This window comes from Streptomyces sp. NPDC001933 (assembly GCF_042890955.1).
Taxonomy (GTDB): domain Bacteria; phylum Actinomycetota; class Actinomycetes; order Streptomycetales; family Streptomycetaceae; genus Streptomyces.
In genome coordinates this window covers 1-11,772 of record NZ_JBIASS010000064.1, presented here as the reverse complement: position 1 = coordinate 11,772, position 11,772 = coordinate 1, and the positions used below count along the sequence as shown (strand labels likewise).

General features: G+C 62.5%; 7 protein-coding genes and 3 pseudogenes. 6 read left to right on the top strand and 4 right to left on the bottom strand.

All coding sequences use genetic code 11. The features are described 5' to 3' along the window. Positions 1-94: 94 nt before the first annotated feature. The 3 genes and pseudogenes from ACFYY7_RS44105 to ACFYY7_RS44095 all read left to right on the top strand — a co-directional run. A pseudogene (locus tag ACFYY7_RS44105) lies at positions 95-1,355 on the top strand (IS1380 family transposase); the annotation flags it as partial. A 264-nt stretch (positions 1,356-1,619) separates the two neighbouring features. Next, on the top strand, positions 1,620-2,057 hold the full coding sequence (locus tag ACFYY7_RS44100) for a hypothetical protein (RefSeq protein ID WP_388671709.1): 438 nt from the start codon (positions 1,620-1,622) through the stop codon (positions 2,055-2,057). A 160-nt stretch (positions 2,058-2,217) separates the two neighbouring features. Continuing rightward, a pseudogene (locus ACFYY7_RS44095) lies at positions 2,218-3,453 on the top strand (IS701 family transposase). 306 nt (positions 3,454-3,759) lie between these two features. On the opposite strand, the gene ACFYY7_RS44090 reads toward ACFYY7_RS44095, so the two are convergent. The 4 genes from ACFYY7_RS44090 to ACFYY7_RS44075 form a co-directional block, all read right to left on the bottom strand. Continuing rightward, positions 3,760-3,939, bottom strand: a complete 180-nt coding sequence (locus ACFYY7_RS44090; protein WP_388671706.1) for a hypothetical protein — start codon at positions 3,937-3,939, stop codon at positions 3,760-3,762. A 110-nt stretch (positions 3,940-4,049) separates the two neighbouring features. After that, complete coding sequence (locus ACFYY7_RS44085; protein WP_388671703.1) at positions 4,050-7,460, bottom strand: beta-N-acetylglucosaminidase domain-containing protein; 3,411 nt, start codon at positions 7,458-7,460, stop codon at positions 4,050-4,052. Between the two features lie 653 nt (positions 7,461-8,113). Continuing rightward, positions 8,114-8,398: a hypothetical protein gene (locus ACFYY7_RS44080; protein ID WP_388671700.1), complete on the bottom strand. Its 285-nt coding sequence runs from the start codon at positions 8,396-8,398 to the stop codon at positions 8,114-8,116. A gap of 394 nt (positions 8,399-8,792) precedes the next feature. Continuing rightward, entirely contained in the window at positions 8,793-9,011 is a 219-nt protein-coding gene (locus ACFYY7_RS44075; protein WP_388671697.1) for a GntR family transcriptional regulator, read from the bottom strand. Between the two features lie 507 nt (positions 9,012-9,518). On the opposite strand from ACFYY7_RS44075, the gene ACFYY7_RS44070 reads away from it, so the two are divergent. The 3 genes and pseudogenes from ACFYY7_RS44070 to ACFYY7_RS44060 form a co-directional block, all read left to right on the top strand. Next, a complete protein-coding gene (locus tag ACFYY7_RS44070) occupies positions 9,519-10,925 on the top strand; it encodes a twin-arginine translocation signal domain-containing protein (RefSeq protein WP_388671694.1) in 1,407 nt (468 codons plus the stop codon). Between the two features lie 43 nt (positions 10,926-10,968). Continuing rightward, positions 10,969-11,283, top strand: coding sequence for an Ig domain-containing protein (locus ACFYY7_RS44065; protein WP_388671691.1), 315 nt, complete (start codon positions 10,969-10,971; stop codon positions 11,281-11,283). 115 nt (positions 11,284-11,398) lie between these two features. Next, positions 11,399-11,772 (top strand): annotated as a pseudogene (locus ACFYY7_RS44060) (hypothetical protein); the annotation flags it as partial.

Sequence of the window (11,772 nt, the reverse complement as noted above, 5' to 3'; positions counted from 1 at the left end):
CTCGGCGGAGTAGTGCTTCATGACCACGACACGTCCATCTCTCAGATCCTCAAGATCCACTATCTCGAGTGTCCAAGATCAGGGGTGAGGGCCCAAGACCGGTTTTGACCAGGCCATATCGGCAGCTCTGGCTCCATGGCGAAAGCCGCGGGCCGTCCACGATCCCGGCAAGGCTCTCCTGGACGTCGCCCTGGCGGTTGCACCCGGGGACTGCCTCGCGGACGTCGCAACGCTGCGGTGTGAGCCGGCCGTCTTCGGCCCGGTCGTCGCATCCGACCCGACCAGCTCCCGCCGCTCGATACCCTCGCCGCCTCCGGCGAGAAAGCCCTGCAGACCATCCGGCCCGCACGGTCCGAAGCCCGCCATCGCGCCTGGTCGTTGGCCGGCAAGAACGCCCCGGACACCAACGGACAAGTCGTCATCGATATCGACGGCGTCCTCGTGATCGCCCACTCTGACAAGGAGGACGCGGCCGCGACCTGGAAGAAGACCTGCGGCCATCACCCGTTGACGGCCTTCGTCGACCACGGACCAGGCGGGACCGGCGAGCCCGTCGCAGCCCTCCTCCGGCCGGGAAACGCGGGCTCCAACACAGCAGCCGACCACATCACCACCGCCCAACTTGCCCTGGCTCAAGTGCCCGAGCGCTACCGGCAGGGGCGGCAGACGCTGATCCGCACGGGCTCCGCCAGCGGCACCCACGACTTCGTGTCCTGGCTTACGAATCGAGCCCGATGGCTCTCTTACTCGGTCGGAATGGTGATCACCGAAACGATCCACGAACACGTGCTGAAGGTCCCCGCCTCAGCCTGGACCCCGGCCGCCGAGACCGACGGTGAGGCCCGGGACGGGGCCTGGGTCGCCGAGCTCACCGGCAAGCTCCTGGACGGCTGGCCAAAGGGCATGCGACTGATCGTCCGAAAGGAACGGCCCCACCCTGGAGCGCAGTTGAGGATCACGGACGCCGAGGCATGCGGATCACCCGCTTCGCGACCAACACCCCTGACCGGCCGATCGCCGGGCTTGAACTCCGTTACCCGCTGCGGGCCCCGGCCGAGGACCGCAACCGCGCCGCCCGGGCCAACAGCCTGCGCAACCTGCCCCTGCACCGCCCGGCCCAGAACCGGATCTGGCTGGAGATCGTGCAGATCGCTCTCGCCCTGCTGGCCTGGATGCCGATGCTTGCCCTGACCGGCAAGGCCAGGCTCTGGGAGCCCCGCCGCCTGTTCACCGCAGCCGGGCAGCTCGTGACCACCGGCCGCCGCTGGGTCCTCCGCCTCGCCCAGCACTGGCCCTGGACCGGCGAAATCACCGCCGCACTCGAACGGCTCGCGCTCCTGCCAAACCCCGGCTGACCAGCAGCGTCCACCCTCCCGACGACAACATCACCCGCCCCGGGCAGTGGAACCCGGCGCCCAGCCGACGCGACAGCCGGGCCGTCGACCTGCCCACTCTCACCTTCGGAAAGCGAAAGGGCCCACCGACTCCGTCGGCGGACCCTCGCGAAAGATCAAGGTTAGTACTCCGGCTGTAGATCGTGATCACGATGGCTTACGGCTGGGTTTCCTGGGATCGTGCGGGGGCTGTCCCGAGGCGGTCTGAGCAGACACCATGCACGGGTGAGCATCATCATCAAGTACTTCATCGCCCCTGACGACACCTCGGCGGCAAGCATCGTGGATAGCGGGCCGGACGGAGTCTTCGGCTCATTGAGCTGCGGTAACTTCGATGCCTCCGAGGCGGTGATCGAGTGGGAGAGCCTGCTCACCGGGCAGAGTTTCGAGGCGCTCGTCGCATCCGACGAGCCGCATACGATTGCTGATCCGGGAGAAGAAGGCGGCCCGCTTCTGTTTGTCATCTCGGCTGCGCTTCAAGGAGCGCTCGCCGGTGCTTCGGCGGATCGCCTTGCCAGAGTCGGCGAGCTGTGGATCCAGGAACGGGCCGCCGAGGGTGAAGCGTTCGACTCGGAGATGGTGGGGGATCTCCTGAGTGATCTGGCGGACCTGGCCCGCTCCGCCGAGTTGCGGGGGCACGGCCTGTACTGCTGGATGGCCTAGCATCCCGTCCGTCGCCGCGCGGCCCCGCCATGCGAACCGAGAACGAGATGGTTGCGGCCACCGGTGATCATCGTGGTTTGTGAAGACAACGAACGATCAAGCGGTGGCCGCAGGTCACAGCGTAGACCTGGCCCGATGGCAGGACGCATTCGAGGGCCTGATGAACCGGATCGCGGGTCGTTTCGCGCGCGTGGAACCCCGGCGGCGAGTTAAGCGGTTGGTGCTCGGACTCCTATCGGACCTCCCGCGCAAGAACTGCTGGACGATCGCCGAGTGGGTCGGGGAGTCCACTCCGGATGCCATGCACCACCTGCTCAGCCGGGCCAAATGGGATGCCGACGCGGTCCGTGACGACGTGCGGGGCTATGTGGTGGAACATCTGCACGACGAGCGGGCGGTGCTGGTGGTCGACGAGACCGGCGACATGAAGAAGGGCACCGGCACCGTCGGCGTCCAGCGCCAGTACACCGGCACCGCTGGCAGGATCGAGAATGCCCAGGTTGCCGTCTACCTGGTCTGCGCCGGTCGGCGCGGGCACGCCGCGGTTGACCGGGAGTTGTACGTCCCACGTTCCTGGACCTCCGAGCCCGACCGCTGTCGTGCCGCCGGGCTCGGGTAAGACACCACTTTCGCCACCAAGCCGGAACTGGCCGCGCGCATGGTCGCCCGGTTCCTGGCCGCCGGCCACCCTGCTGCGTGGGTGGCGGGCGACGAGGTCTACGGCGGCAACCCGAAACTGCACACCGCGCTGGAGGAATGCGGCACCGGCTACGTTCTCGCGGTGGCCTGCTCACACGAAGTCGCCACCGCGGCACGGAAGTTCCGCGCCGACACCCTGGCCAAGAAAGTACCCAAACGCGGCTGGCAGAAGCTTTCGGCCGGAGCCGGAGCGAAGGGCCACCGCTATTACGACTGGGCCGTCATCGACCTCGCCGACCCCCGGCCCGGGAGTCGGCAGCTGCTGATCCGACGGAACCGTAGCAGCGGCGAACTCGCCTACTACCGTTGCTATTCGCCCACACCAGTGCCGCTGACTGAACTGGTACGAGTGGCTGGATCGAGGTGGCGGGTGGAGGAGTTCTTCCAGTCCGGCAAGGGCCTGGCCGCCCTGGACGAGCACCAGGTCCGCCGCTACGCGTCCTGGTCCCGATGGGTCACCCTCGCCATGCTTGCCCACGCCTTCCTCGCTGTCGTCCGAGCCGACGAGCACGACCGGCAACCGATACCGCAAGGCCTGATACCCCTCACCTGCAACGAGATCCAGCGCCTGTTCATCACCCTCGTCATCCGGCCCACGCACGACGCCACCCACCGGCTCAGTTGGTCCGACTGGCGACGCCGACACCAGGCCCGATCCCAAGCCAGCCACTACCAGCGGCAAGCCGCTGAAGCATGAAGATCACGATCTACAGCCGGAGTATTAGGCAGGTCGCGTTTTCGCAGTACATGCGGCGCACGAACAAGTCGATACGCACAGGCTGGCCCCCGGGAGAGACGTCGGCGAGGCGTGGTACATAGGGGCTGTGGCACCACGCGCTGAGCTGACCGCATCCCGTACATCCTGTAGGAACACCGGACCTCGTGCGGGCGCGGACAGCCACGACAGCATCAGAGACCTAGACCTAGACCGAGACCACCAGCACATTGACCAACTTCGGTAACAGGCCTGCCAGTTCAAAAGAACACAGGCATAGGCTGCCCGCTATTCGGACCGGCCGACCGTGGCCGTGCCACCGACATGATCTCCGGCGAGCAGTTCCTGCCACCCTGGTGTCAGTCGGCGCCACCGCGTACCGATCTTCTGCCGACGGGAGGTGAGTTGCCCGGCCAGGAACCGCAGGATACGGCTGGACAGGTCGATCACCGACGGGCGCACAAGCACGCGAGGCTCCTGGCAGCACGGTGGTCTTGGTCGTGACACCGTCTACCAGGAGCTTCGTCCTTTCGCGGGAGCGTCCAACTCGTTTCTGCTATGGCCAGGTCAGAAAAGGTTCACTGGCCGCTGCTCCCGACATGAAGCTCGTTTAGCCGGAGCTTGGAGCCAGCTCCCCATTCCAGTTTGAATTCGGCGATCGGGGCATACTTGCGCAGATCAATGTTCTGATACGCGTCGACAAATGTTCCGGCGTCGATCCACTCCGGATCCCCGGTTCCCGCTGCGCCGTTCTGCGTAAACTTCTTGACCTTCAATTTAACTTCCGATCCCTCGTTCTTCAGCAGGATCAGATTGGTTTCATCCGGGGCATTGACGTTGCTGTAAGTCAACTCCCCCGACGTGTCGCCGACATCTACGTAGCTGAAGAGATCGAGGTCGATCAACTTCTCCAGGCCGTGAAGATCGGCCGAGATAACCGAGGCGTCCTCCTTTACGGTCGAATTAACCTTGACCTCGTTGATCTTGAGCCAATTACCCTGCACGCCGTCGGTGAGCTTCACATAGCGGGCCAATTTGCCACCAACGTTCACAACGTTATCGCTACCGGCATTGGCAAAGGCAATCGGGTCACCCCAAATGACTCCGTCCGAACTCAATTCGACCCTACCGGAGGACAATATATCTTTGTCGGACTTGATGAACATGTCATGAATCGGAATTTCGACTCCCAGATCGAATACAAAATGCCGATTTCCACCCGACCCCCTCAGCCAGAGATACGTGGACGGATCACCGTCTACGATATTACTTGCATTCCCCGAATAAACACTGGCATTATAAGCCGCTGCCGACATGGATGCTGAACCACCGAATGACACGGAAAGCTCCGCAATCGCAAAGCTCCTTGCCTCCTGAGACGCATTCCTCACCCGAATGTACTTAGCCACATTGATGCGTGGATCCGACCAAGAAATCGCGCTCCAACTCCTCCCGTCTGTCGAAAACTCGGCGGTCAGAAACTTGAGGCCATCGTCAATTTTCAGAGAGTGCACATTCTTCAACTTGCCAAATTGGAATCCAAAATAGTCCCCGGGTTCCAGTGTGACCTCAGTAACGTCCCGCAGTGCCGCAGAAGGTCCTTCGAACGTAAGCGCCTCATTCTGCAGCGAGGATACACTGGTATAGACCTTTGCGGATTCTTCCACGTTAACCTGAAAATCTTTGACGGATAGGGCACGATTCGGAGATCCGGTGTTCCCGTCGGTGAACTCTTCAGTGGCCCGATAGCGCAAGAATTGTGCGTCAAGGTCAAGTTCCTGCACAGAGACCGTGCTCGCTTCGAATTCCGCAACCTTTGTCCAGTCACTGTTGTCGACTGACGCTTCGAGCACACCCTTTTTATAGTAATTCATGTCGTCCATCACGATGCGTACGTTGCTGATATGCGTCTTCCTGCCCAGATTCACACCGAAGTACGAGCCACGCGAAACCACCGCGCCCGAGACGGCCGCCGTCGCCGTATCACCGTCCAGCATCCTCGCGTAGTCGAGGGTCGTGCTGCCGAAACCGTGGATCTTGGACGGCAAGGAGAGTGTTCTCATGAGCTGCATTTCCAGCAGGGAGAGAATCTCCTCGGCGAATGGAACAATCTCCTTCTGTGCCACGACCTTTGCCGAGGACGAAATTGCCGCCTTAAGCTCTGCCCTGCGCTCAGAAATCAAGTTCATGACCACCTTGATGGAATCCGGATCATTCGCAGATATCTCATCCACCTTCAGGATTCCTTGCACAGCACTTCGGCTCGCCTGTGCAATCTTCTTCATCTTTTCCAGCCAAGGCCCGAGCTCCCCCGAGATGCCGTTCGTGCCTTGGTATTCCTTGAGTGTGTCTACGGCACTGCTGATATCCTTGAATGATCGAGCCAGGGCCGCTCCCGACTTGGCAATGTCTTCGCCGGCCGCAAAATGCTGCTTAAAGATATTCATCTGGGGCAGCAGGTAGCTGGATTCACCTGCATTGAACGGGTTCAGGCCACTTGATGCATTCGCCGAAAAGATGCGCAATGCGCGCGCCACCTTGGCGTCATCCCGAATGACATGGTCAAACGAATGTTGCCAGCTCAGCTCCGCATCATATTCCCCCGTATTCCATGTATAATCCGCGACGCTGAAAAGCGACACCTTGGATGCCTGCGCCTGATTCATCGGATTCGAGACAAAACCCGAGATATTCTTCACGCCCGGGAAGAGCCCCTTAGACGGCCCCATATGTACATAGCTCGCACGCCCAAGATCATTTACCGGGTAATTCCACCACACATAGACCGGCCTGTCGATATATTGGGTGACCCAGTCAATGACGCTCTGGTTGACCGGCGAAACGACGTTGTCGCCCGTCCACATGATCTCTACGTCTTTCGGGAACCTGCTGATGCTCCTCAGGTAGTTGATCGTTGCCTGACTGCCGCTGTCCTTTCGGTAATACTGCGGGCAGAAGATGATCGGCTTGACATCGCCCTTGGGCTTGATGTACTCACTATCTATCCGCGTGATAAAATTCACGAGTTGATCGTTGTTCGTTGCGGAGTCATCAAAGAAGATGGCGAATTGCCTGACGCCGATTCCGTACATCTGATCGAACTTGTTCTTGAGTGCCTGAATGTCGGCATTAGAGCCAAGATCGATCTTGCCACCGACGTGCGCGGCCCAGACGAATTCAACGTTAGTTTCCAGCCCCTTGTCTACCAACTCTTTCAGCTCGGCGAGCTTCTCAGGGGGGTACGGCTCCCTCCAACGCGACGCGTGATACGGGTCATCCTTGGGTCCATACAGATATGAATTCATCTTGAAGTCGCCGCCGAACGACATCAAATCCTTGCGGTTCTCATGTGACCATGGCTTGCCGTAAAAGCCCTCAATGAAGCCGCGAAATTTTACGTCTGAATAATCTTCGATCAACGTGTCCTTGAGAACACCGCCCGTCTGCTCCAGGATCTCATCAAGCGTAGTGACGGCATAGAACGCGCCGCTGTTGTCAGCGCCCATGATGGCGATTACTCTATCCGATGCAGAGATCTTGAGCGCATAGCCGTCATCTCTTTTCACGGAAATTTCAGGGGCAAATTTTCCGTCCAGGTATTCGTGATCGGCACCCTTGTTGTTGTCGATCCCGATCAGCACGTCGACATCACCAGTTGACGCGTCCTGCTGATCCTTCGTGACGATGAAACCTCGTTCCTCAAAGATTCTTTGGGTCTTGGCTGCGGTATTGTCGCCGACGCCTTCTTCGAGCACGAGATTGATCGCGCGTTTTCTCGCTAGTTTCATCGCCCGGTGCCCAACTACACAATTGTGCACCCTTGGATACAGAGAGTATTTACACTCGGCTCTCTTGCTCAGTATCGACTTGGAACGACTATTCGTTTCGCGCTCTTCGGCAGATGCCACCTTCGCCGGAAGCATCGACAGTATCAAGAAGAGAGCCAGCAGTATTCCCGACCATACTTTGCGTCCTGTCGTAATTTGCATGTCAGATCCTCTCTTGGGCTCTGCTCTCTGCGCCCATATTTGCGGGCTTTTGCGATGGATCTTTGCTCGCCGATGAAAACTTCAAGGACGATAAATGAAGGCTCTCCCGCCATAACGTGCTCGCTGGGCCAGCATTGCGGGACGTGAAGCGGTGACTTGCGATGGAACCCAGACGCTGGTGAACCGTCAAGTGATGGTCCGCATCCGCACGTACCTGTTCAATTTCGGTCGCCAGCTGCGCGCTCTGTTCGCCGAACTCGTCGGCCTGCCACATGGCCAGCACGAGCCAACTGCACCTGTGAGCTGGGTATCCCTTCATGCACGCTGCAGCTCCCCTTCGGGGGAGGTTGAGAGCCATACCCGATTAGGTGGTGTAGACCATAGGCGATGACGAGTCCGCCGTCGAGGGTCTGTGCGTGCCGGAAAGTGTCCGTCGTCTTTGATTCGGCGAACGGCATCGACGGAGTCCTGTCGGTGCTCCACCAAGTACGGGGATGTCTGGACCATTGCGCGGTCCAGGCACTCGTGATCATCCCTCGTAGCGGGGAGGCAATGACTGCAGGGAAAGTTGGGCGTCATGGCGGCTCGCTCGTCGAGTGCACGACCGTCTTCAGCAATCTGCTGCACCTGCCCCAGATGAATGGCTACGGCGTCTACCCGCGTTGAAGAACGGCCCGGCCGGTCAGCTCCTCCCGCTGCCACGCCAACTGCCTCGCCGACGGCGTGACGGACGCCGCCTTCTCAAGGATCTGCGCCTGCGTGTCGGAGCCGCTGATCCCGACGACCGGATTCGGTGCCGCCGCCGTCACGGGCGGCGCCTCAGGGGGTGCGGCCGCGACGGCGTTGCCGCCGAGCGCCGCGAACATGCAGAGCGAAGCGATCACAGGCCGCCACACGCGCCGGCGTGTGGCTGGTTGGCCGATGGGTTTCTTGGACATGCGTCCTGCTCCTCCGGATCGGGGTGGAGTGCATTGCCTCGGTGCGCGAACACGGTAGGACCGAAGAGACATCCGATCAATACTTCCGACTCAACTGCTCCTCAGTCGCATGTCCCCCGATAGCTTCGATGAAGCAATCAAATTAGTCGGACCATTTGCTCTTGCGGTGACCATCGTTGGACCAATCGGCGCCGGCGACGGCAGTGACACGGGTGGCCACGACCCCGCGCGCGTCGACTCTCCCGCACAGGCGTCACGGCCCCGCGGGTTGTACCGCGGCCAGCGCCGGGACCACCGTCCCGTGCCACCATCGCTGATGTCGTGGCCGCCCCCGAGTGCTTCATTACCGGTCGAGCCTGGCCCCCTCGATGCGCCCGGTGGCCAGGGCCACCGCTCACAGCCCGAGCAACCGCATCTCGAAGAGTTCCTCGACCCCGCCCCCGGTCAGCAGTTCGGTCGCGCGGTAGCCGGCGAGCGATCGCTTGACGACCAGGCCGTCGACCTCAAGGCGGGCGAGAGCCTCACGCACCGGGGAGGCAGACACCCGGAGCGTGCGCGAGAGGGATTCGATACCAAGACGCGCGCCGGGCTGGATCACATGGTCCATCACCATGGCCTGACAGCCTCGTAGAAGCTGTCGAAGGAGACCGAACACCCTGGCCACAGGAGCAAAAAGCTCAGCGGGGCTCAGAGGACTCATTGGATGCCCGGCATACCCGAACGCCGCGCCCACGGCTACTTCCGCACCGGCGTGACCACCCTGTTCGCCGCGTTCGAGCTAATACCCGCGGATGCAGCTGCACTTCACCCTGACCGGCCTCTCTGGATCAACCAGAAGATCCGTCGTTCAGCTTCCTGGCCAACCGGATGATCCGTCGCCGCGCACACAAGAACGGGCCCTCGAAGCCGGCGTTCGCGCCGAGGGCAGCCACCGAAGTCATGACCCTGAGCCGTTCATCTGGACCAGAACCGCCGAGGAGATCCTCGACTCCCTGGCCCGTTCCTGTCGACGGATCTCCGGCGCACACCAGTGGTGTAGACCCTTGCGCCGTGTGAATGGCACTGCCAGGATCGGCCGAGCTGGAGACCCGTCCTGAGCCTCTGAGGCAGGAGTATCCGTATGTCTTCATTTCCCCTACTGTCCCGCCGCGGCTTCCTGGGCGCCGCCGGCGCGATCGGGGCCGCTGCCGTCTTTGCGGGGCCCGAAGGCGCCCGTGCTGTAGGGAATGTGGTCAGACCCATCAATTGGCAAAACCTGGGGACGTATCCGGGGGCGGACGCCGCTGGGAAGCGGGTGAAGGCAATCCTTGCCGGGAGTTCCCGCTACCTGATCGGACCCTGGTACGCAGGGACGTACACGAGGTATCTCGCGGACGGATACATCGATCTCAAGGGCACCGACGAGCGGGCCATTCGCCTGCCCGCCATGGCCGCCGTGGCGACCGCCACTGCGCTGACCACCCGTACCTACGACGAGCGGACGCTGTCCCTCGCCTACGCCACCGTCCGAACTCGGAACCTGATCCGCACGCTCGCAGCCCGGCACCGGGCGAACAGTACCGACACCGCTACCCGATGGGGCGGCAGCTGGCAGTCCGCGCTGTGGGCGTACTACGCCGCGTTGGCCGGGTGGCTGCTGTGGGATGCCCTCGACGCAACCGATCGGGATCACCTGGCTGGCATGCTGGCCTGGGAAGCCGACCGGCTGACCACGGGAAACGACATCTACCTCGTCGGCACCAGCGGCACCCAGCTTTACATGACCCGTCGCGACGGCGTCGTCGTCTCGCGCGGCGACAGCAAGGCCGAAGAGGACAGCTGGAGCGCGGCTGCGCTCTCCCTGGCAGCGGTGATGATGCCGGATCACCCCAACGCCGCCCGCTGGACGCGCCGCAACATCGAGCTTCTACTGGCCGCAGCAGCTTGCCCTGCAGATCTCACCAGCGACGAGACGATCAACGGCATCCAGCTATCGAGCTGGCTGCAGGGCACGAACATCGCCGACGACGGCACTTTGCAGAACCACGGACTCCTGCATCCGCTGTACATGGTGGCCTTCGATCAGAGCCTCTACCAGGGCTTCGTGTTCGGCCTGGCGAACCAGGCCGCACCACGCGCCGCGCTGCACAACATCAACCGGACGTACGCAGCCCTGGTGGACAAGCCATTCCCGCTCCCGGACGGTGGCACCAGCCCCATCTACCGCGCGAACTCGGCAGAGATCTACTACCCCGAGGGCAATGACTGGGGAACTCATTTCCCCTTCTATTTTGGCAATTTCGACCTGCTGGTCACTCTCACCGGCCAGGACACCGGTATCGGCCCGGCCGCTGCCAAGTGGGAACGGCTGCACAACAAGGATCAGTTGGCCCTCATGTCTCGCTTCACGAACGGTCGCACGTACGGCGCGTCCTCGGAGAACACGTACTACGGCCGTGAGCATCGCATCGGATCCATGGCCGGTCAGGCGTACCTCACGCTGTTCCTCGCCCGCAATACGACGGGCAACCGGCTGCGCTGGGGGTGACAGGAGAAAGGTCACGCCGGACGCCGAGTGGGCGCTGCGGGAGATGGACACGTCCGGTCAGCCGATCGGTGACCCGCAGCCGGTCAGGGCCCCGACGCCGGGCTTCGCCACGGCGGAGCCGACGGACGCCCGGGTCGGGAAGCTGTACGCCTTCAAGGTGACCTCGACGACTCCGCGGACCATCCGCTACGAGGTCACCGACGGGCGCCTCCCGCGCGGCCTGACCCTCAACCAGGACACCGGTGGCATCACCGGAATCCCGACTGCCCCCGGCATCAGCAAGTTCACCATCACAGCAAAGAACGGCGGGGCCGTCGTGGACGCGAGGACCACCTACAAGGTGACGACCCGGCCGTGACCGCTGCTGTGCCGTGTCCCGGCCTCGGCCGGGGCACGGCACGGTACCTGCTCCCCGTCGCGTCACCCGCACGAACCTCCAGGAACGAATCCGTCGAGAACGCTTGGAGTTTCATATGAGAGTGCGTCCAACACAGCTGTTGTGCCTTCTCGCGCTGATGGTCTGTCTGTTCGCCCTCGCCGCTCCCGCCACACCGGCCAGCGCCGCCCCCGACCAGGTCAACGCGAAACCCGCAGTGGTGCCCGCCCTCCAGAAGTGGCAGGGCCGCACCGGATTCTTCGAGCTGAGCCGGCACAGCCGCATCGTGTTCGCCGGAGCGCACCGCGACCGTCTGCGCGGTCAACTCGCCGCCCTTCCGGACGAGATCGAGCAGGTCACGGGGCGCAGGCCGGCCCTGTCGCCGCGCCATCCGCGCGGCGGCGACATTGTGCTTTCGGTCGATCCGGCCCTGCCGGAAGCGGTGGACAGCGCCCGGTTCGAGGAGGAGGG

What these genes read in the sequence shown, in the direction of transcription:
- ACFYY7_RS44085 (WP_388671703.1), bottom strand. Translation starts at nt 7,460, where the DNA reads ATGCAAATTACGACAGGACGCAAAGTATGGTCGGGAATACTGCTGGCT.
- ACFYY7_RS44080 (WP_388671700.1), bottom strand. Translation starts at nt 8,398, where the DNA reads ATGTCCAAGAAACCCATCGGCCAACCAGCCACACGCCGGCGCGTGTGG.
- ACFYY7_RS44075 (WP_388671697.1), bottom strand. Translation starts at nt 9,011, where the DNA reads ATGGTGATGGACCATGTGATCCAGCCCGGCGCGCGTCTTGGTATCGAA.
- ACFYY7_RS44070 (WP_388671694.1), top strand. Translation starts at nt 9,519, where the DNA reads ATGTCTTCATTTCCCCTACTGTCCCGCCGCGGCTTCCTGGGCGCCGCC.
- ACFYY7_RS44065 (WP_388671691.1), top strand. Translation starts at nt 10,969, where the DNA reads ATGGACACGTCCGGTCAGCCGATCGGTGACCCGCAGCCGGTCAGGGCC.